Origin of the sequence: Pseudomonas sp. M2, from assembly GCF_015751845.1 — a bacterium.
Lineage (GTDB): Bacteria > Pseudomonadota > Gammaproteobacteria > Pseudomonadales > Pseudomonadaceae > Aquipseudomonas > Aquipseudomonas putida_E.
In genome coordinates this window covers 5,452,152-5,472,824 of record NZ_JADOUD010000001.1, presented here as the reverse complement: position 1 = coordinate 5,472,824, position 20,673 = coordinate 5,452,152, and the positions used below count along the sequence as shown (strand labels likewise).

Genomic DNA, 20,673 nt, shown 5'->3' with positions numbered 1-20,673 from the left:
GCAACCTGACCACGCTGACCTTGCCGGACGGGCGCAAGGCCAACCACCTGTACTACGGCAGCGGCCATCTGCACCTGCATGGAACGCGATGACCTGTACCGCGAGGTGTACCGCACGCATGGCAAGCTCACCAGTTGCTTTGGCTACGACGCGATGTGACGCAAGGCCTGGCAGTTTGCTTCGACGCTGCGTGCAGAAAAGCTGTCGCAAGTGCAGAACCGCGGCATCAACACCTCCCTGCTGGCGGAGCACGCCTACAATCCGATTCACCGTCGCTACCAGTACGACCTAGCGGGTGAACCGGTACGCACGCTGGACAAGCTGCGCGGCGAGATCAAGTACGAGTACGAAGCCAACGGCCAGTTGCACGGCCACGATACCGGCTATTTGGTCGACAGCGAAGAGTTCCGCTACGAGCCGGCTGCCAACCGCCCGGACTTCAATGCGCGGCAGTTGGAGAAGGTGAAGGCCAACCGTATCAAGCGTTGGCGCGATCAGGAGTACCGCTGCAATCCGTGGGTCAATCAGATCGAGCAGCGCTCGGGGCACAGCTAGCTGCAGAGCTTTGCCTATGACTGCGAGAGTTGTCTGGTGCGTGCTGAAATGATCGTGAATGGGCAGCTGCGGAGTGTCGGGACGTACCGCTATGACAGCCTGGGCGGCGGATTGCCAAAACCGCTGAAACCGAAGGCGCGACGGGGCAGAAGCACTTCCTCTGGCAAGGCCTGCGAATGTTGCGTGAGGAGACGCCGGGGCAGAGCATTCTGTATCTCTACGAGCCGGGTAGCTATGCGCCGTTGGCGCGGGTTGACCAGGCGGAAGGGGAAGAGCAGAAGGTCTATTATTTCCATACCGACCAGATCGGAAAGCCGCTGGAGTTAACCGATAGCCAGGGCGAGATTGTCTGGCAGGCGACGTATCGGTCATGGGGCGCGATCGAGCAGATGACGGTCAATGATGTCGAGCAGAATCTGAGGTTCCAAGGACAGTATTGGGACGCAGAATCGGCTTCTTGGCGTCCGTTGTCACGGGACAGGCCCAACTTAACCTTTATCGCTATGCACCAAATCCATCATCGTGGCTGGATCCATGGGGCTGGATGGCATTTTGGAAGCCTCTGAAACCAGACGGTATGGGGCATCATCCTTTTCCGCGCGCTCATGCGAGCGTTCACGGATTTCCAGAACTGGGGACTAAGATAAGGCATATGAAGGCTTTCCTCAGAAAGGAACACTAAAAATCCCGCGCACCGGCGAGGTGCTTGCGAAAAACGTAACAATCGGTGAGGTGCTTACCAAGTCTTTAGGCAAGACTCCAAATATTAATTCTTCAGGAGGATGTGGGTAATGAAGCAAAATGCACAGATTGAATTGTTTTCGCCGGGGATTGTATTTTTTGATCCGACGGTTCTGTCAAGCTTTATAAAGTATAACGGTGTGACAGACGCAAACGTTTTTGAGCGGTTCATTCAAAGCGAGAGCTTAGGCAGGTCAGCCATTGAACAAGGTGTGGTATGCCCACTTTATCAAATATCAGAGCAGGATTACTCAATTTTCATTGAGTGTGTGAATGGTGCTGAGTATGAGTTGCCAGTACCAAAATTCTCTTACTCTGGCTTCCCACTAAAAGTCGAATCGGGTGTTTTAATTGTTTCTGATTTGAATGCTCTTTTTGAGTGGGGTGATGACTTTTTTTTGAACTACAAAGAAAATTATGATTCCCGGCTTCCGAGTAATGACTTCCTTGAAGTTGAATCAGGTGTTTACAACTTAACAATCAACGGGTATGTAGGGCTTCGTAAGCCATTGTCCAACTGCGGCTATGGCTTGGGACTTCAAACCGTGGACAGCTTGTCCGGTGTTTCGGAAGATGCCTCTGTAGATGATGTAAGCTTTGAGTTGGGTGGTTGGTAAAAATCATCGCAGTGATGAGTTGAATTTTATTGGAAACATCATTTGCATGAGCCTGATTCGATCAGAGGTCTTTAGTCGAAAGAGTGAACCATAAATCCAATCATGCACTCTATCATCCAACTGGTAAGGGTGGCCGCGATATATGGGTTGGAGGAGCACCTGGGCGGAAAGGAAAACTAGATGGTGCCACAGGAAAAATCTGTTGTGGCTGAGTGATATAGGAGGATTTATGTTGCCTAGAAATATTTATAAGCAGTTTTTGGAAGCTGCGGACATTGGATGTTTAAGAGGTTTACTATGAGCTACATTGATCTTTTGGAGTTGGAGATTAACTCTAGCGGCGAGGACCCCGCGTTTACTGGTGGGGCGACAGATGAGGTTATAATTGATTTTGAGAATGCGTTAGGAGTTAAATTTCCTAGCTCGTACAAAGAATTCCTCAAAAAATATGGCGCTTTGTCGTTTGTAGGGGATACTTATTACGGAATTACCAAGAGTAGCGTTGACGCTGTTGCTATCCCCAGTGTGGCCTTTGCTACTAGAAGCGCTCGGAAAGATGGAGATGCGGACGCTTCGATGATCGTAGTTAAGGCCTCGGGATATGGGCCTATATATTCAATTGATACCTCTATTATTGGGGCTGCTGGTGAGCCGGTAATAGTAGAGACTGGGCTTTCATTCAAAAGGACAAAGGATAAGAAAGTAATTTATCAAGATTTTCAAGAGTTTTTTAGCGATATGATCAGGCAGGCAATAAAAGAGCTATAGTGGTAAAGTATCGGACCTTGGTTGCTGTAGGTGGCGGGTCTCTTGTAATGAGTCCAGGTGTGTCGTCGGCGTTGTGCTAGTTAGCTGTTGCTAGGCGCGACTGATATGGTTGGCTGTCAGTGACTTTAAGGGTCTCATAGGCTTGCTCAGTTTTTGCCGCCGCCTTGCTTTTAAAATTGATGAGGAAGTGTGAGGCCTTTGAGCAGCAAGTTGAGGTTTTTAATCACAAGCCATGATTTCCATAGCCTGAGAGAGACTGCTAAGACCTGACGAGGTGCGAAAATCTATGCAGAATGGACACGTTATAAAAAGGGTGGGATGAACGTTGAACCTGGCTTCAGAAGTAGTATGATGGAGCGAGCGGCCAAATTAGAGGGTGAATTACAGGAACTGATCGCTGGTTTTTTTGCGGGGAAAGTGAAATGATTACGCTTAATGATATTTTTCAAGATGTTAAGGATGCTTTCTCTGATCGTATAATATGCTTCGATCGCAAGGACGTCCCTCCCGGTATTGGCTTGCCTAAAAGCTGGGAGCAATTTGGGCTCAACCTTGAAGGTTCACCTGTTTATCCTCAGGGTTGGAGTGTGTTTTCAAATGAATTTCCATCCGTAATTGCATTGTTCAACGACAGTTTGCTGGGCACGGCGTTGCTGCTAGGGGATAAAGTTGAACTGCTGTATATCTTTCATGATGCCAGCGGATTCTATTATTACGTAGGTGGGATGCCTGTTGAGGGGGGTATTGAGAGTGGAGAATTCATGAATCTTCCTAGCAGACTCCAAGACTTTTATCGCGATGTGCACGATGGGTACACGTTCTTCCCCGCGCGCTCAATGGGTCCGCTAAGCCTAAGTGACCAATTACGTGTTTCGAATTTAGTTGATGAGGAGGACGACTCTTTTGCTGAAAACTGGATTGCGGTGTTTTCAAACGGCGGCGGGGACTTTATTGCGGTAGATGCTAACCACCAGGATGATACGGAAGGTTTGATATGGTGGCATGAAGATCCTATGGCACCAGAAAAAGGGGTTGACATTTTTCAGGTGATGGATGCCTGGATGGCAATGTTTTTGGAAGATACTAAGTCTCGCGATGAGTTGATTGCCAAGCTTCATTGAACATTAACTTCCCGCTAAAGATGGCGATGTCGGGGTGTTGGTCAAGCTTCTTGCTTAGTCGGTTTTAAATGTAGCCAAACTCTAAGCCTGGTATTAATGTTTGTCGATGCTTGCTCTGGATGGTTCAGATTTTGCGTGTGTACACTAGCAGGCTTTCTCAAGTGGGGATCGCGTCAATGTCGCCGGTGGGATGGCAAGTCACGGCAACGCCCTTGGACGTGACCTACCATTCCCGCTGGGAAATCTTTGGCGGCCAGCCCCGCGTGGTCGAGCACTGGACCAGCGACGGCGAACACTTCCATTTCCGCTACGACTTCGCCCAGCGCATCATCTGGGCCACGGACGTACTCGGCCGCGAGCTGGAGGTGCAGTTTCCGGTATTACGATTCTGAGCTGGGGCGTTTTGTCATGCAAGACTCGGTTGCTCTTCTTGGCGGTATTAATCTTTATCAATATGCAGTCAATCCACTTACTTGGTTAGATTCACTAGGTTGGGCTGGGGCTCCTGCTAATGCGGCACACATTACGTACGAAGGTATAAAAGAAGGCAAACCTTACAGTGGCTATGCAAGTAAGCCTGGTTTAGGTCATTCAGCCCAAGAGGTGCTGAATTACAGATACTCAAGCACTGCGCATTTTGATGTGTCGCCTGTGCCGTTCTTAGTAGGTGATGGTCAAGCAGGAAAAAATATTGCGAGGGGTTTGGAGCAGGGGGTGTTTGAGGATAGAGATGGTTTGAAAGGTGCATCAAACAAACAAAATCCTGTGGGTGTGAATAATCCAAATAGAGATCGTTATCTCGCGGCTGCTGATAAACATAGAGCGCCGAGTGGTGAGGAAAAAGCTGGCGGAAAATTAAAAGGGCGACGGCATGTTGAAATCTTTAAAGTGGCAAGACGGTTTGATTTTAAGCATCAAGGTGAAAGAAGATCTGTATGCTATTTCACAAATGAGGGCTAATTATCTCTTGGAGGTTTTTGATATTTTTGTGAGTGATGATGATTGGAGTGGGGTGAACTTAAATAAAACTAATGTGTTGTTCACGATTTTTGTTTCGATAAAGAATATTAAAAAATATTTTCGGCTCTAGTTTCTTGTGAGTATGCTGCACCAAACGAAAGACCTGTGGAAAAGCGTATGCTATCGGCGATATTTGGTACTCCAGGAAACACTGGCGCAAAACTCATAGAGCTATCAGAAAGTTATTCTAATATTGGTGCGCAAGTAATCAAGGAGGCTCTTTCTCCAGATGATGACTTGAAGTTGATTCACCGATACGAACTATGTGGTATGGTTGGAGATCCTGAGAAGATTGTTTTGCGCATTAAGAATTATCGGGAAACGGGAATCAATTGGGATCCATCTAAAGAGTTTTTGTTCCCCGGCATTCAGCGCCCTCAGCGCTAAATGTGGCTTTGACGTTGCAGGCCTTTATGCGGAGGTTTTTCGAGGTCACATGAGTATAATAACCCGGTTATTAACGCAGGAATGAACAGGGCTATGATTCTATTCATGCTGCGCGAAATGATTTCTATAAGCGAAACAAATAATATGACTATTCGGTTGCGTTCTCCTAATAGTTCCTATGGTGCTGAAATGGCCGCTGATGGTGTAAGGTATCGGCAGGACGTAGGCCCCGATTATGAGTGAGGTTGGTATGCTTTCTAAGGATGATCTACTGCAATCGTTCGCTAGCGTGGATGAGTACGCTGGTTGCTATTTTTTTCAGCACAAGCTGCCTAAGTCAACTTATGAATATTGTTTGAAAAACGCAGATGAACAAGATTTACTCGTTATATCTGAAAATATAAGTGATAGGGATTTTTCTGTAGCAGTTGCTGATCAAGCACCAGATTGCTTGAGTCAGGATAAGACTGTCGTATTTGCGATTTCGCCCAATAAATATGGGTTTTCTCATGCGTTAGTCGTACCTAATACCTATCACGGTAGTTTAAAAGGTCGCCTGGAAAGCAAGAGAGGGAATCTATACCTTTGTATTCCGATGCATAGATGCGAGTTTTCAGGTGCTGAATCTGAAGCGGAGTTTAAAGAAATGATTCAACGAATGATCCCCATCTTTCGCTGGGATCGGAATGTTTGCCCTAAAATCAAGGTGTATTTTGATAATCCAGTCACGGAGACTGGTGTTGATGAGGCTGGCGTATTGATGAAGTATCCTGCTCTGCTGGCTGAGATAGATAATCTCAGCGGTGTAGTAAGTGGGTTTATTGAAGTCACGAACTCCAACGGGGATGTGGTGGAAGTTCTTTCTGCAAGCAAAGGCGTGTTTACTCTCATTCGTAACAGAAAAGATGAAGAGGTACTGATCCACTCAAAATTGGTCGAGGCTTTGAATAGCTTTGTACTTATGGGGTCATACCCCAATTCGCGTGGTAGCTTTCATTGCTTCGCGCCAAATAAGTAGTGCGCCTGTACACGATTATGTTGTCGTCTTGAGTTTTAATGTCAAAAGCGTGGTGCTAAACGGAGTTGGTTATATGGAAGGCCTGATTGCGCTTAGGCATATGATTCAAAGCAATGGTTATTTTGAATCAGTTGTCGCGGGTGTCGAGAATTGGGAAGTTATTCTCGGGAAGCGAGATAAGCCACCCTTTGATAAATGTTGGATTGATGCATTCAATGCGGTGCAAGGATTGAATTATCAGGATCCTGATGATGAGGCTGCTATCTCTGCCTTGAGGGAGTTCGCATTTAAACAGACGTATCGTGTCACTAGGATCCCAAAGTAGCAGCATAACTGGGCTTGTCCCAGGCAAGGCTATCTGTGCGTGCCAAGCCGCAATAAGTGAAAAAGGAGATTTCAAATGCCTGCAAGGACGAGCAAACGTACGAAAAAAGCGCAGCACCCCGGCGGTGAAGTCCATGACCACCTTGTAGAACTGGACTTTTGGGTGAAGTGTGCCTACCTGTTTACCCCAGCGTTCCTGGCGCTTTTTGGCGGCCTGGATGCCGCAGGGATAGCCGTATTCATTTATCCCCTGATCAGCATCACGTACTTCATCATTCGCTACCGTTTTCTGAAAAGCGTGCCGCCTGAGCGGCTGGTACATGTAGTGCCTTGGAGCCATATTTATGAAGGTCGCAGGATTTCTGCGTTCATTCTGATCGCTTCTGTACTAGCGTGTGGGTACGCGCTGTATAATCACGTTTGGTAGATAAGTTCCCCACGTGAGATCACGTTGGCTAGTACTCCTTTGGTGCCATAATCGGGCCATTTGAGAGCCCATGATCACCCCATCGCCTTATCGAACTGGCCCATCACTTGGCTTTGTATGAAAACTCCTGAAGGCGCTGACAAGCCAGCTCCAACGGTGGCAGCGATACACAACTTTTCGTACGGAGCCAAGTTGTCCTCGATGGGCGAGCCCGCCGCTTGCTGACCTACCGCTGCATCCCCAACTCGGCATCATCCAGCAGCGCCTTGGCCAGCGCGCTCAGGTAATAGGACGCCCAGATCAGTTGCGGGTTTTCTTCCATCAGCCCGGTGATGGTCAGGTCGCGCACACACCCCATCAGCTCCGAGGCTTGCTCCCGGGCATCTTGGCAGGGGATGCCTGGGGCGATGCAGAACAGGGGTTGGGTTTGGCCCTCTGCCTGGTAGAACATGGTTTTACCGGGTGTGGTGTATTCGTTTGTGCCGTCTTTTGGCATTGGTTGGCTCCCTGAAAATGCGGGTGCCTGGGCTGGCCCTTTCGCTGGCAAGCCGGGCCCACACGGGTTCACCGAGCGCCTAAGGGTCGTCTACAACCTCAGGGGCGGCGCCGTGCGAGTGGTTAGCCTTTGAAAGAGCCAGGCCAGGCCTGACGTGATGCGACTTAGTGCAGCGTTCTCGGCTCTGTCGGCATTTGCACTTGCGCCAAGGCCACCTCAAGCAATTTGCGCAAGGTTTCGAGCTCGTGCATGGAGGTCATGATCAACAAGGAGGAGGGCGATTTGGGTTGCATCATCATCGCCTGCTGGGCAACGGCTTCTGCGCAAAGTGCGTAGTCAGCAGCCATCATGAGTGTGTCTTCCAGGGAGTGGGAAGTGTAGGGTGGATCGGGGACTATCTTCAGCATAAAACCCTCTCAGTGCCTGTAGGGCTGCCGCTAATCCGCTGTCAAACGGAAAGGGTGGCAGCTGTTCGTGGGTTGACAGACCGAGGGCACTGAGAATCCCGGCGCACACAGAGGTGCCCCACGTACAGCTGCCATAACAGGCATTGCACATGCTCTCAGTGACTCACGGTCTGTCAAAACCGTATCGCCGATTGGCAGCGACCGGCCGAGACTATGGCCCACGTTTAGCGCGTGCAACGAAAAACAGGCGTCGGCAGTATCTTTGGGAAACGGACTACAAGAAAGGGAATTAATCTGATTTTTTCAGCCGGTTTCTGTAGGAAAACATCCCCGCCCATGTGATGTTCCACCACGTGAAACCACATTCAATTGTGCTCCCGCCCCACTCGCGCTTATCTGTGCGCAACCACGACCTGCCTCAACCGTCGTGATCTCAAAGCGAACAACAAGAACGGGACCCACCCGCGCGAGGAGATTCCACATGCAGCAACACCAGCACATCCTGGCCTGGCTCAACGACGTGGCCAGCGACCTGCACGCCATCCGCCACGATATCCACGCCCACCCCGAACTCGGTTTCGAAGAAAGCCGCACCGCGGCCCTGGTCGCGCAACTGCTCAAAGACTGGGGCTACGAAGTGCACACCGGCATCGGCAAAACCGGTGTGGTCGGCGTGCTGCGCAATGGCAGCAGCCCACGCAAACTGGGCCTGCGTGCCGACATGGACGCACTGCCCATCGTAGAAGCCACCGGCGCTGAATACACCAGCCGCCACCAGGGCTGCATGCACGCCTGCGGCCACGACGGACACACCACCATGCTGCTGGGCGCGGCACGCTACCTGGCGGCCACGCGCCAGTTCGATGGCACGCTGACGCTGATCTTCCAGCCGGCCGAGGAAGGCCAGGGCGGCGCCGAGGCGATGCTGGCCGATGGGCTGCTGGAGCGCTTCCCGTGTGACGCCCTGTTCGGCATGCACAACATGCCGGGGTTGCCGGCGGGGCACCTGGGCTTTCGAGAAGGGCCGATGATGGCTTCGCAGGACCTGCTCACCGTGACCATCGAAGGCGTCGGCGGGCATGGCTCCATGCCGCACCTGACGGTCGACCCGTTGGTGGCCGCAGCCAGTGTGGTGATGGCCCTGCAAACCGTGGTGGCGCGCAATATCGATGCGCAGGAGGCGGCCGTGGTCACCGTGGGCGCACTGCAGGCAGGCGAGGCGGCCAACGTGATCCCGCAGCAGGCGTTGCTGCGTTTGAGCTTGCGTGCGCTGAACGCCGAGGTGCGCGCGCAGACCCTGGAGCGGGTGCAGGCGATCATCCTTAGCCAGGCCCAAAGTTACGGCTGCACCGCCAGCATCGAACACCGCCCGGCGTACCCGGTGCTGGTCAACCACGCCGACGAAAACGCCTTTGCCCACCAGGTCGGCGTCGAGCTGCTCGGCGCCGAGGCGGTGGACGGCAACACCCGCAAGCTGATGGGCAGCGAAGACTTCGCCTGGATGCTACAGCGCTGCCCCGGCGCCTACCTGTTCATCGGCAACGGCGTGCAGCGGCCGATGGTGCACAACCCTGCCTACGACTTCAACGACGACATCCTGCTGACCGGCGCCGCCTACTGGGGCGCCCTGACCGAGCGCTGGCTCAACTAGGGAAGCTTCAAGCTGCAGCCCGCCGCCGTTTCTGGCCAACAGATTGATGGAGTGTTCCGCATGCAGACTTCACACACAGGCGCGTCGCGTACCCGGCAAGTGGTCGCGGCGGTCATCGGTAATGCCCTGGAATGGTATGACTTTATCGTGTACGGCTTTCTGGCCAGCATCATCGCCCGCCAGTTCTTCCCCTCCGACGACGAGTACGCCTCGCTGCTGATGGCCTTGGCCACCTTCGGCGTGGGCTTTTTCATGCGGCCGGTGGGCGGGGTGCTGCTGGGCATCTATTCCGATCGCAAGGGGCGCAAGGCGGCGATGCAACTGATCATCCGCCTGATGACGGTGTCCATCGCCATGATCGCCTTTGCCCCCAGCTACCTGGCCATTGGCATGGGCGCGCCGCTGTTGATCGTGGTGGCGCGCATGCTGCAGGGCTTTGCCACGGGCGGTGAGTACGCCAGTGCCACGGCGTTTCTGGTGGAAAGCGCACCGGCCCACCGCAAGGGGCTGTATGGCTCGTGGCAGCTGGTGGGGCAGTGCCTGGCGGTGTTCAGCGGGGCGGGGATGGTCGCGCTGGTGACCCACCTGTGCACGCCCGAGGCGCTGGACAGCTGGGGCTGGCGGATTCCGTTCGTGATCGGTTTGCTGATCGGCCCGGTGGGGCTGTGGATTCGCAAACACATGGAAGAACCCGAGGAATTCCTGGAGGCGCGCAAGCAGTCCAAGGGCCAGGCGCCCGGCCTGTGGCAGGTGCTGCGGGAGCATCGGCGCAGCCTTTTGGTCTCGATGGGCCTAGCCTGTGGTGCGACGGTGTCGTTTTACGTAGTGCTGGTGAACATGCCCACCTTCGCCCACAAAAACCTTGGCCTGCCACTGGACCAGGTGCTGCTGGTGCAGATGCTGGCCGTGGGGCTGATGACCGTGGTCATCCCCCTGGCCGGAGCGCTGTCGGACCGGCTTGGCCGGCGGCCGGTGCTGATGGCCTTTACCCTGGCATTTTTCGTGATGGTGTACCCGCTGTACGTGTGGGTGGCCGCAGCGCCGTCGATCGAGCGCCTGCTGGTGATGCAACTGCTGCTGTGCACCGCCATTGGCGGCTTCTTCGGCCCGGCGCCAACCGCCCTGGCCGAGCAGTTCCCGATCGAGGTGCGCTCCACCGGGGTGTCGGTGGCTTATAACGTGGCGGTGATGGTGTTCGGCGGCTTTGCCCCGTTGATTGTCACTTGGCTGAGCAAGGTGCTCGGCACCCCGGTGGCGCCGTCGTTCTATGTGCTGTTCGCCTGCCTGTTGACGCTGCTGGGCACCTATTGCCTGAAAGAAGCACCCCGCGCTGGCAAGGCTGTCGCTTTCAACCTTGGAGTTAAACCGTGAACCCGTTAGCCATCGACCCGATCGTCGCCCTCGATGCCCAGGCGCTGTCCGAGGCGATCCACGCGCGCCAGTTGTCGTGCCGTGAAGTGATGCAGGCCTACCTGGGCCATATCGAGCGCTTCAACCCGCAGGTCAATGCGCTGGTATCGCTGCGCGAGGGCGCGGTGCTGCTGGCCGAGGCTGAGGTGCGCGACCGTGAGCTGGCCGCCGGCCAGTCGCGTGGCTGGATGCATGGCATGCCGCAGGCAGTCAAAGACCTGGCGGCCACGGCGGGGCTGCGCACGACGCTGGGCTCGCCGCTGTTTGCCGAGCAGGTGCCGGCGCATGACGCCATCAGCGTGGCGCGGGTGCGGGCGAGCGGGGCGATCATTGTCGGCAAAAGCAATGTGCCGGAATTCGGCTTGGGCTCGCAGAGCTACAACACGCTGTTCGGCACCACCACCAATGCCTACGACCACAGCCGTGTGGCAGGCGGCAGCAGTGGCGGCGCCGCAGCGGCGTTGGCCATGCGCCTGCTGCCGGTGGCCGACGGCAGCGACATGATGGGCTCGCTGCGTAACCCGGCAGCGTTCAACAACGTGTTCGGCCTGCGCCCTTCGCAAGGGCGGGTGCCGTACGGGCCAACGCCGGAGCTGTTCGTGCAGCAGCTGGCCACCGAGGGGCCGATGGGGCGCACGGTGACGGACGTGGCGCGGTTGCTGTCGGTGCAGGCCGGGCACGACCCGCGCGCGCCCCTGTCGCTCAGTGACGGCCCGCGTGACTTTACCGCCGGGTTGCAGCGCGATTTCAAGGGTGTACGGGTTGGCTGGCTGGGTAACTTTGACGGCTACCTGCCGATGGACGAGGGGGTGATGGGCCTGTGCCAGGCGGCGCTGGCAGACTTCGCCGAGCTGGGCTGCGAGGTCGAGGCGTGCCAGCCGGGGTTCGACCTGGGGCGTTTATGGCAATGCTGGCTCACCCATCGCCACTTCCTGGTGCACGGCAACCTGGGCGCGGCGTATGCCGACCCGGGCAAACGCGCCCAGCTCAAGCCGGAGGCGCAGTGGGAAGTGGAGGGCGGCCTGCGCCTGACCGCGGCGGACGTTTACCAGGCCTCGCTGGACCGCAGCGCGTGGTACCAGGCGCTGGGTAAATTGTTCGAGCGTTACGATTATTTGCTGTTGCCGGCTGCCCAGGTGTTCCCTTTCGACGCAGCCGAGCCATGGCCGAAGGTGGTTGGCGGGCAGGCCATGGACACCTACCACCGCTGGATGGAGGTGGTGATTGGCCCGACCTTGGCCGGCCTGCCGAGCATGAGCGTGCCGGTGGGTTTCAACGCCGCCGGGCTGCCGATGGGCCTGCAGATCATAGGCCCGGCCCAGGCCGACCACGCCGTGCTGCAACTGGCCTATGCCCATGAACAACTGACGCGCTGGGTAGCGCGGCAGCCGCCTGGGTGTTTGCAGGCGCGCTGAAAGCCCTGGGCAGGCCCGTATCTTGCTGGGCATGATGACCAACCACGCACAGACAGGGAGGTCGAACCCATGGGTATTACCGCAGACAGCGGTGGCGTGCGCTCGGTGGAGCGGGCACTGGCGATCGTTGAACTGCTTGGCGAGCACCAGGCGCTGGGGCTCGAAGAGCTGCACTACCTGACGGCACTGCCCAAGGCCACGGTATCGCGCATGCTTGCCACCTTGCAGGACCAGGGTTGGGTTTACCGTGGCCTGAGCGACCGCCGTTACCGCTTGTGTGCCAGGCGCCTTTTCGGCGACCGCCAGCTGCGCTTGAAGCGCCAACTGGTGGAACGCGCCGCGCCGCTGCTGCTGGAGCTTTGCGAGCGCACCGGGTTGGTGGCGGACCTTTCTTCTTTCGACGGCGAGCGGCTGGAGGTGATGGAAAGCGCCATTCCGCAGGTGCTGCGCAAGCGCTACCCGCACAACTGCCAGCTCGTCGGGCAGCATGCCAGCTTGTTTCACTCGGCCATGGGCCGGGCGTGCCTGAAGGAGCTGGCGCCGGCTGAGGTGCAGCGCCTGGCGACGCATGAGCGGGTGGGCGATGAAGCACTGTTGCGCGATATCGAGGCCGATGGGCACAAAGGCTTTGGCCAGCGCACCGAAGGGTTTTGGGAATACCCCGTGCGCTTGCCGTTCCTGATCCGGGCGATTGCCTTACCGGTGCGGGTTGAGGGGCGGCTGGCGGGCAGCATTGCGCTGCACTGGCCGCTGGACCAGGCACCGGTGGAGCGGGTGCTGAGCTTGCACCTGAACAGCTTGGCGGCGACGGTGGGGCAGGTGCAGCACGCATTGGTGAACTGAGGCGCCTGTACCGGCCTCATCGCCGGCAAGCCCCACCGGGAGCCCACTGCACTCGATAGCGGTCTGTAGGAGCCGGCTTGCCGGCGATGAGGCCATTGAAAACAGCACAAGCCATTTGCTCCAAAGCGGCGTTTGCAGCTATGCCTACAGTCTGACCCGGCAAATAAGGCCCCCCCCAATGTTGGTCGTCGAGAACCTGTGCAAGTCGTTCGCCACCGCCCAAGGCCCGCTGGAGGTGCTGCGCGGGGTGGACCTGACGCTGGCACGCGGCAGCAGCCTGGCCCTGATGGGCGAATCCGGCAGCGGCAAGAGCACCTTGCTGCACCTGCTGGCGGGCCTGGACCGCGCTGACAGCGGGCGCATCCTGATCGATGGCCAACCCCTGGACAACCGCGGCGAAGCTGCCTTGGCACGTTGGCGGCGGGAGGGCATCGGCCTGGTGTTCCAGCAGTACAACCTCATCAGCAGCCTGGACGTGGCCGCCAACCTGGCCTTCCAGGCGCGCCTGGCGGGGCGCCATGACCCGGTCTGGGTGACGCACCTGGCCACCCGGTTGGGGCTGGCCCCGTTGCTGCAACGCTACCCGGAACAACTGTCTGGCGGGCAGCAGCAGCGCGTTGCCATTGGCCGCGCGCTGGCCAGCAGGCCCTTGCTGCTGCTGGCCGACGAACCCACCGGCAGCCTTGACGAGGCCAGCAGCGACGAGGTGTTGGCGCTGCTGCTGCAGCTGGTGCACGAGGCGGGCAGCAGCGTGCTGATGGTGACCCACAGCCAGCGCCTGGCCGCCATGCTGCAGCGCCGCTGCGTGCTGCAGATGGGCCGGGTGCAGGGGTGATGAACAGCTTGCGGATCACCGTGCAGGCCCTGTGCAGCCATTGGTGGCGTCACCGGCTGCAGTGCATCAGCATCTTCACCGGTTTGTGGCTGGCCACGGCCCTGTGGACCGGCGTTCAGGCGCTCAACACCCAGGCGCGCAACGACTACGCACAAGCCAGTGCGGTGCTCGCCGGGCCTGCCCGCCCGCAACTGGTGGCACGCTCGGGGCAGCGCTTCGACCAGGCGCTGTATGTGCAATTGCGCAGGCTGGGCTGGCCAGTGACGCCGGTGCTGGAAGGGCGCTTGCGGCTGGCTGCAGCGCCGCAGGTTGCGCTGCGCCTGGTCGGGATCGAGCCGCTTGGCCTGTTGCCGGGCATGGCCGTTGCCGGTGCCGATGTGCAGGATTTTGACCTGCAGGCGTTCGTGGGTACGCCGGGGCAAGCGTGGGTGGGCCCGGACACGCTGCGCCAGCTGGGGCGCCAGCCCGGCGAGCAGGTGACCACGGTGGACGGGCAGGTATTGCCGCCGCTTACCCTGCATGCGCAGCTGGCACCGGGTGTGGTGGTGGTCGACATCGGCCAGGCGCAGGCCTTGCTCAATGCCCCCGGGCAATTGTCGTGGCTGCTCAGCGACAGTGACCAGCCACTGCCGAGCGACATTGCGGCGAGGCTGAAGCTGCAGCCGCCCGGGGATGATGCCGACCTGCAGCGGCTGACCGCCAGCTTTCACCTGAACCTCACCGCCCTCGGCCTGCTGGCCTTCGTGGTGGGGCTGTTCATTGCCCATGCGGCCATTGGCCTGGCGCTGGAACAGCGGCGCGGGTTGATCCGCACCTTGCGCGCTTGCGGCGTGAGCTTGCAGGTGCTGCTGGCAGCCCTTGCCCTGGAGCTGGGGTTGTTTGCCGTGCTGGGCGGTGTGGCAGGCGTGGCTGCAGGTTACCTGCTGGCCGCACTGATGCTGCCTGATTTCGCCTCCAGCCTGCGCGGGCTTTATGGCGCCCAGGTGGCGGGGGAGTTGCACTTGCCGGCCACCTGGTGGCTGGCAGGCATTGCCGTCAGCCTGTTGGGCGCGCTGCTGGCGGGGCTCGACAGCCTGCTGCGTGCCGCGCGCCTGCCATTGCTGGCCTTGGCGCAGCCCCAGGCCTGGCGCCTGGCGCAAGTGCCGTGGTTGCGGCGCCAGGGTGTCGCCGGCGCTGTGCTGCTGATGGTGGCGGCGGGCTGCGGCTACCTGGGCAGTGGGCTGCCCAGTGCATTCGGCATGCTGGCGGCTTTGCTGCTGGCGGCGGCGCTGTTGTTGCCGGGGTTGCTGGCGCTCTTGCTCGGCGGGCTGGCGCGGGTGTGCAAGCGCCCGCTGGCGCAGTGGTTCGTTGCCGACAGCCGCCAGCAACTACCGGCCTTGAGCCTGGCGTTGATGGCGCTGTTGCTGGCCTTGGCCGCCAGTGTCGGGGTTGGCGGCATGACCGAAGGCTTTCGCCGCACCTTCATCGGCTGGCTGGACCAGCGCCTGGCCGCCGATGTGTACGTCACGCCCCGCGACAGCGCGCAGGCGCAGCAGATCTACGCGCGCTTGCTGGCAGACCGTACCGTCAGCGCGGTGCTGCCCAGCTGGCGGGTGGACTGGCGCCTGCAGCAGTGGCCGGTGCAGGTACAGGGGGTGGATGATCACCCTTTCTACCGCCAGCACTGGCCACTGCTGCAGCAGGCACCGGGCGCCTGGCAGGCGCTGGCCGCCGGCCGTGGTGCAATGCTGAGCGAGCAACTTGCCCGTCGCCTTGGCCTGGCTGCAGGGCAGACGCTGCAGTTGCCTGGCGAGCCGCCCCAGGCCATGACCGTGGTGGGCGTTTATGCCGACTATGGCAACCCCAAGGGCCATGTGCTGGTAAACGCCGGCTGGTTGCGTAGCCATGCACCAGCGGCCAGCCTTGCGGGTTTCAGCCTGCTGGTGCCGCCTGAACGGGTGGCTGCGCTGAAGGATGAACTGCAACGGCGCTATGCCCTGGATGACAATCAGGTGGTGGAGCAGGCCCGCCTCAAAGCCTGGTCGAGCGAGGTGTTCAGCCGCACCTTCGCGGTCACGGCGGCATTGAACAGCCTGACTCTAGGGGTTGCCGGCGTGGCGTTGTTCATCAGCCAGCTGACCTTGAGCCAGCGCCGCCTGGGGCAGTTGGCGCCGTTGTGGGCCTTGGGTGTACCACGGCGCTGGCTGGCCTGGCTGAGCCTGGGGCAAACGCTGATGCTCAGCTGCTTCACCGTGCTGCTGGCGATCCCCTTGGGCCTGCTGCTGGCCTGGTGCCTGGTGGCGGTGGTGAATGTGCAGGCGTTCGGCTGGCGTCTGCCTTGGCATGTATTTACCGGGCAACTGGTGCAGCTGGCCGTGCTGGGCCTGTTGACCAGCCTGCTGGCCAGTGCCTGGCCGTTGTGGCAACTGGCACGCAGCCAGCCAGGCGCGCTGTTGAGGCAATTTGCCGATGAGAGCTGAAACCTTGCTATTGATGGCTTGCCTGCTGCTGGCAGGGTGCGACCCGCCTGCGCCAGAACCCAAGAGTTATGCGGGCCTGGGTGACGATGCGGCGGCGTTCAGGCAGGTGATACCAGGGCATGCGCTGGAATTTCCACGTGACCATGGCGCGCATGGGGGCTTTCGTATCGAATGGTGGTACGTCACCGCCAACCTGCGCGATGCCCAGGGCCGTGACTGGGGTGTGCAATGGACGTTGTTCCGCTCGGCCTTGCGGCCTGGGCCTGAGACCTGGAACTGGAACAGCCCCAACCTGTGGATGGGCCACGCCGCGCTGACCGGCCCGGGCGGCCACCAGGTCAGTGAAACGCTCGCGCGCGGTGGGGTTGGCCAGGCGGGCGTCGAGGCACAACCGTTCCGGGCGTGGATCAACGACTGGTCGCTGCAGGGCAAACCCGGAGTCGACCGCCTGCAGATGCGGGCCAGGGGCCAAGGGTTTGGTTATGACCTTGCCCTCACCAGTGATCAGCCGCTGCTGCTGCACGGTGTGCAGGGTTACAGCGAAAAATCCGGCAAGGGCCAGGCGTCGTACTACTACAGCCAGCCGTTCTACACGGTTAGTGGCGAGGTCGAGCGCGAGGGGCAGCGGGTCGCCGTCACAGGGCAGGCCTGGCTTGACCGGGAATGGAGCAGCCAGCCGTTGGCCGCCGGGCAAAGTGGCTGGGACTGGTTTTCGCTGCACCTGGGCACGGGCGCCAAGCTGATGCTGTTCCAGGTGCGCGAGGATCACGGGCCGCCTTACCGCGCGGGCACCTGGGTCGATGCCCAGGGGCAGGCGCGTGCGCTGCAGGGCGGGCAAATCGAGCTGACACCGCTTGCCTGGACGCGGCAGGACAATGGCAAAAAGGTGCCCACCCGTTGGCGGGTCAAGGTGCCAGCGGTACAGGTGGATGTCGAGGTTGATGCGCTGGAGCCCAAGGCCTGGATGGGCACGCGCTTCCCTTACTGGGAAGGCCCGGTGCGTGTGGGTGAGCAGGGGCGTGGGTATCTGGAAATGACGGGCTATTGAGGTACTGCACCTGCCTGGGTGCAGTACCTGTGCGGGCATCGGTATGCCGCTGGTGAGGCCCGGGCAGGCCTACTTGAAGCCCGTCACGGCATGCGGCACGTAGGGCGCTTGCAGGCGCTCCACTTCTTCGGCGCTGAGCTCGAACTGCAACGCGCCAATCGCATCATCGAGCTGCGCCACCTTCGACGCGCCCACGATCGGCGCCGAAACCCCTCGCTTGCCCAGTACCCAGGCCAGCGCCACCTGCGCCATGGGCACGCCACGCTCGCGGGCTATCTGTTCGACCACATCGATCACCCGGCCGTCTTCCACTTCGGTTTTTTCATAGAACGACCGGCCGGAAATGTCGGTGCGGGTACGTTCAGTCTGCTGGCCATGCGGGCGGGTCAGCCGGCCGCGGGCCATCGGGCTCCAGGGCATCAGGCCCACGCCCTGGTCCAGGCACAGCGGGATCATTTCGCGCTCTTCCTCGCGGTAGATCAGGTTGAGGTAGTTCTGCATCGACACGAAGCGGCTCCAGCCGTTGCTGGCCGCCACCTGCTGGGCTTTGGCGAACTGCCAGGCATACATCGAGGATGCGCCGATGTAGCGCGCCTTGCCGGCTTTGACCACATCGTGCAGCGCCTCCATGGTCTCCTCGATCGGGGTGTGGTAGTCCCAGCGGTGGATCTGGTACAGGTCGACATAGTCGGTCCCAAGGCGGGTGAGGCTGGCGTCGATGTTGGCCATGATCGCCTTGCGTGACAGGCCCTGTTCGTTGGGCCGGGTGCTGCCTTCCCACATGTTGGCCGGGAAGAACACCTTGGTGGCGATCACGGTTTCTTCGCGGCGGGTGAACGCCTTCAGCAGCTTGCCCAGGATCAGCTCCGAGGTGCCGGCCGAGTAGCTGTTGGCGGTGTCGAAGAAGTTGATGCCTTGCTCCACGGCGTGGCGGATGATCGGGCGGCTGTCGGCTTCGCCGAGGGTCCAGGGGTGGGTGCCGGCGCCCGGCTCGCCGAAGGTCATGCAGCCCAGGCACAGTTTCGAAACATCCAGGCCGGTGTTGCCCAACTTGACGTACTGCATCTGCTTCTCCTCGGTGGTCGTTTGCGATGGGGGAAGCTTAGCGGGGCTGTGGGCGTGCGGAAATCCCATATCGGTGCAGGCGAGCTCTGCAGAAATTCACAAGCGCAGCAGTGGCTTGACCTGTTGCTGCAAAAAATCGGTTACAGCCTTGATGCGCGGTGTGTTGCGCACGTCTTCATGCACGGCCAGCCATAGTTCGATGCTCATGGTCTGTGTTTCCTCCCCGATGGCCTGCAGGCCATGCTCCTGGGCCATGAATGCCGGCAGGCAGGCAATGCCGATGCCGCCGGCAGCGGCCTGGGCCTGGATGCGCAAATCGTTGCTTTGCACTACAAAGGGCTGGTGGTGGGTCTGGGCGAGCAGCCACTGTTGCTGCGCCGACTTGGCCTGGGACTGGTCGTAGCCGATATAGCGCAGTGTGCTGGTGCTGCGCAGGTAGCCGGGGGCGGCGTACAGGCGGTAATCCAGGTAACCCAGCAGGCTGGCCACCAGGGTGGGCTCGCTGGGCCTGGCCAGGGCCACGCTGATATCGGCCTCGCGGCGCGCCAGCGAGGCGCGCGACTTGCTGCCGACCAGTTTCAGGTGCAGCTGCGGGTAGCGGTTGCACAGCGTGGCCAGGCGCCGCGCAATGAGGCTGCCGAGCAAGGCGGGCGGGGCGGCCAGTACCACCTGGCCTTCAACCTGCTGCTGGCCTGCGCTGGCGAAGTGTTCCAGGGCGAAGGAGGCCTGGGTCATCTGCTCGGCGTAATCGCCCACCCGGCGGCCTTGCTCGGTCAGCACGTAAGCCCTGGGGCGGCGGTCGACCAGCTTGAGGTTGAGCGCAGCTTCCAATGCGGCGATGCGCCGGGCCACGGTGGCGTGGTCGACGCCCAGCTGCTTGGCTGCGGCCGACAGGGAGCCGGTGCTGATGAAGGCGCAGAAATGGCGCAGGTCTTCCCAATCGAACATGGCGGGCCTCTGTGGTGGAGGGCCATGATAAAGCCTCCTGGCGATTCCCACGACCTGAACCGGCCCCAACGCCGGCACACACGTTTCGCGTCAATTTCAAAAGCACCGCCATCGCTGCCAGGGCCGGCTTGCCGGCGATGGGGCAACACAAATAACTGATGCTAGGATGGCTGCCTCTCCTTACCCGGATACCGCCATGCAGCCCCTCGACCACCTGTCCTTGCACCTGTTCATCGTGGTCTGCGAGGAGGGCACCATCGCCCGCGCTGGTGAGCGGGCGTTCATGGCGCCTTCGGCTGTCAGCAAACGTATCTCGGACATCGAAGCGCGCTTTGGCACCACGCTGTTCAAGCGCAGCAAGCGCGGGGTTGAACCCACCCCGGCAGGGCTTGCCCTGTTGCGCCATGCCCGCGGCCTGACCCGGGCCATGGAGCGCCTCGACAGTGAGCTGAGCGAATACGCCGAGGGCGCGCGGGGGCATGTGCGGGTGCTGGCCAATGTCTCGTCGATCATGGAGTTTCTGCCCGAGGAACTGTCGGCCTTCATGCTGGAAAACCCGTTGATCCAGGCCGATATCGAAGAGCGCTTCAGCCCCGATGTGGTCCGTGGCGTGGCGGAGGGCAATGCCGACCTGGGTATCTGCAGGAAGCCCACCGCAGTCGGCGGCCTTGAGTTCGTGCCTTATCGGCAAGACCACCTGGCGGTGGTGGTCGGTGCCAGCCACCCGCTGGCAGCGCGCACCAGCATTACCTTTGCCGAAACGCTTGGCTACGAGCACCTCGGGCTGTCGGCGTTCGCCACGTTGAACAGTTTCATGTGCAAGAGCGCCGAGGCAGTTGGCAAGGAACTGCGTTTTCGCTCGTACGTGTCGTCGTTCGATGCGGCCTACCGGCTGCTGCAGTTCGGCCTGGGCCTGGCGGTGTTCCCGCAGGAGGCGGTGGCGCGTTATGCGCCACTGTTCGACTTGCGGGTGATCCCGCTGACCGATGACTGGGCGTTGGGTGAGTTCGTCATCTGCATGCGTGACCGGCACGCGCTGTCGCTGTCGGCGCGGCGCCTGCTGGACCACTTGCTGCTGCGCGCGCCGGCCTGGCAGGTTATGCCCTGATATCCATCGC

Annotated in this window: 22 protein-coding genes; 17 read left to right on the top strand and 5 right to left on the bottom strand. The window is 59.6% G+C overall.

The window, feature by feature from the left end; translation table 11 throughout:
- Window positions 1-210 precede the first annotated feature (210 nt).
- The 9 genes from IWW33_RS26950 (at window position 211) to IWW33_RS25285 (ending at window position 6,227) form a co-directional block, all read left to right on the top strand.
- Window positions 211-555: a hypothetical protein gene (locus IWW33_RS26950; RefSeq protein WP_348635198.1), complete on the top strand. Its 345-nt coding sequence runs from the start codon at window positions 211-213 to the stop codon at window positions 553-555.
- A gap of 176 nt (window positions 556-731) precedes the next feature.
- Window positions 732-1,121 carry an RHS domain-containing protein gene (locus tag IWW33_RS26945; protein ID WP_348635197.1) on the top strand — a complete coding sequence of 130 codons (390 nt, stop codon included), beginning with the start codon at window positions 732-734 and terminating at the stop codon, window positions 1,119-1,121.
- 225 nt (window positions 1,122-1,346) lie between these two features.
- A complete protein-coding gene (locus IWW33_RS25315) occupies window positions 1,347-1,913 on the top strand; it encodes a hypothetical protein (protein WP_174141375.1) in 567 nt (188 codons plus the stop codon).
- 297 nt (window positions 1,914-2,210) lie between these two features.
- Complete coding sequence (locus tag IWW33_RS25310) at window positions 2,211-2,681, top strand: SMI1/KNR4 family protein (protein ID WP_174141374.1); 471 nt, start codon at window positions 2,211-2,213, stop codon at window positions 2,679-2,681.
- Window positions 2,682-3,103: 422 nt separating this feature from the next.
- On the top strand, window positions 3,104-3,802 hold the full coding sequence (locus IWW33_RS25305; RefSeq protein ID WP_174141373.1) for an SMI1/KNR4 family protein: 699 nt from the start codon (window positions 3,104-3,106) through the stop codon (window positions 3,800-3,802).
- Window positions 3,803-3,978: 176 nt separating this feature from the next.
- Window positions 3,979-4,194, top strand: coding sequence for a hypothetical protein (locus IWW33_RS25300; protein WP_196914421.1), 216 nt, complete (start codon window positions 3,979-3,981; stop codon window positions 4,192-4,194).
- A gap of 16 nt (window positions 4,195-4,210) precedes the next feature.
- Window positions 4,211-4,762, top strand: a complete 552-nt coding sequence (locus IWW33_RS25295) for an RHS repeat-associated core domain-containing protein (RefSeq protein ID WP_174141371.1) — start codon at window positions 4,211-4,213, stop codon at window positions 4,760-4,762.
- Window positions 4,763-4,927: 165 nt separating this feature from the next.
- Window positions 4,928-5,209: a hypothetical protein gene (locus IWW33_RS25290; protein WP_174141370.1), complete on the top strand. Its 282-nt coding sequence runs from the start codon at window positions 4,928-4,930 to the stop codon at window positions 5,207-5,209.
- A 235-nt stretch (window positions 5,210-5,444) separates the two neighbouring features.
- Window positions 5,445-6,227: a hypothetical protein gene (locus IWW33_RS25285; protein ID WP_174141369.1), complete on the top strand. Its 783-nt coding sequence runs from the start codon at window positions 5,445-5,447 to the stop codon at window positions 6,225-6,227.
- A gap of 127 nt (window positions 6,228-6,354) precedes the next feature.
- Here IWW33_RS25285 and IWW33_RS25280 read toward each other — a convergent pair whose 3' ends face one another.
- The 3 genes from IWW33_RS25280 to IWW33_RS25270 all read right to left on the bottom strand — a co-directional run bounded on the left by IWW33_RS25280 (window position 6,355) and on the right by IWW33_RS25270 (window position 7,881).
- The gene (locus tag IWW33_RS25280; protein ID WP_174141368.1) at window positions 6,355-6,873 is read right to left on the bottom strand and encodes a hypothetical protein; all 519 of its coding nucleotides are present in this window, start codon (window positions 6,871-6,873) and stop codon (window positions 6,355-6,357) included.
- A 331-nt stretch (window positions 6,874-7,204) separates the two neighbouring features.
- Window positions 7,205-7,474, bottom strand: coding sequence for a DUF3077 domain-containing protein (locus tag IWW33_RS25275; RefSeq protein WP_115274966.1), 270 nt, complete (start codon window positions 7,472-7,474; stop codon window positions 7,205-7,207).
- A 164-nt stretch (window positions 7,475-7,638) separates the two neighbouring features.
- On the bottom strand, window positions 7,639-7,881 hold the full coding sequence (locus tag IWW33_RS25270) for a hypothetical protein (RefSeq protein WP_042111452.1): 243 nt from the start codon (window positions 7,879-7,881) through the stop codon (window positions 7,639-7,641).
- Window positions 7,882-8,362: 481 nt separating this feature from the next.
- Here IWW33_RS25270 and IWW33_RS25265 point away from each other — a divergent pair, with 481 nt between their 5' ends.
- The 7 genes from IWW33_RS25265 (at window position 8,363) to IWW33_RS25235 (ending at window position 17,542) form a co-directional block, all read left to right on the top strand.
- Entirely contained in the window at window positions 8,363-9,532 is a 1,170-nt protein-coding gene (locus IWW33_RS25265; protein WP_115274964.1) for a M20 aminoacylase family protein, read from the top strand.
- Between the two features lie 60 nt (window positions 9,533-9,592).
- Entirely contained in the window at window positions 9,593-10,903 is a 1,311-nt protein-coding gene (locus IWW33_RS25260; RefSeq protein WP_174141367.1) for a citrate-proton symporter, read from the top strand.
- Window positions 10,900-12,357, top strand: coding sequence for an amidase (locus IWW33_RS25255; protein WP_174141366.1), 1,458 nt, complete (start codon window positions 10,900-10,902; stop codon window positions 12,355-12,357). Before IWW33_RS25260 ends, IWW33_RS25255 begins: the two co-directional genes overlap by 4 nt.
- Window positions 12,358-12,426: 69 nt before the next feature.
- A complete protein-coding gene (locus IWW33_RS25250; protein ID WP_174141365.1) occupies window positions 12,427-13,200 on the top strand; it encodes a helix-turn-helix domain-containing protein in 774 nt (257 codons plus the stop codon).
- 178 nt (window positions 13,201-13,378) lie between these two features.
- On the top strand, window positions 13,379-14,035 hold the full coding sequence (locus IWW33_RS25245; protein ID WP_012314407.1) for an ABC transporter ATP-binding protein: 657 nt from the start codon (window positions 13,379-13,381) through the stop codon (window positions 14,033-14,035).
- Complete coding sequence (locus tag IWW33_RS25240) at window positions 14,035-16,494, top strand: ABC transporter permease (RefSeq protein ID WP_174141364.1); 2,460 nt, start codon at window positions 14,035-14,037, stop codon at window positions 16,492-16,494. The genes IWW33_RS25245 and IWW33_RS25240 overlap by 1 nt, the downstream gene beginning before the upstream one ends.
- On the top strand, window positions 16,484-17,542 hold the full coding sequence (locus IWW33_RS25235) for a lipocalin-like domain-containing protein (protein ID WP_174141363.1): 1,059 nt from the start codon (window positions 16,484-16,486) through the stop codon (window positions 17,540-17,542). Before IWW33_RS25240 ends, IWW33_RS25235 begins: the two co-directional genes overlap by 11 nt.
- Before the next feature lie 69 nt (window positions 17,543-17,611).
- On the opposite strand, the gene IWW33_RS25230 is transcribed toward IWW33_RS25235, so the two are convergent.
- Complete coding sequence (locus IWW33_RS25230) at window positions 17,612-18,607, bottom strand: aldo/keto reductase (protein WP_039601454.1); 996 nt, start codon at window positions 18,605-18,607, stop codon at window positions 17,612-17,614.
- A gap of 96 nt (window positions 18,608-18,703) precedes the next feature.
- Window positions 18,704-19,555 (bottom strand): LysR family transcriptional regulator, encoded by an 852-nt coding sequence (locus IWW33_RS25225; protein ID WP_174141362.1) that lies wholly within the window; start codon window positions 19,553-19,555, stop codon window positions 18,704-18,706.
- A gap of 196 nt (window positions 19,556-19,751) precedes the next feature.
- Between IWW33_RS25225 and IWW33_RS25220 the strand changes: the two genes are divergently transcribed.
- Complete coding sequence (locus tag IWW33_RS25220; RefSeq protein WP_115274956.1) at window positions 19,752-20,663, top strand: LysR family transcriptional regulator; 912 nt, start codon at window positions 19,752-19,754, stop codon at window positions 20,661-20,663.
- Window positions 20,664-20,673: the final 10 nt, after the last annotated feature.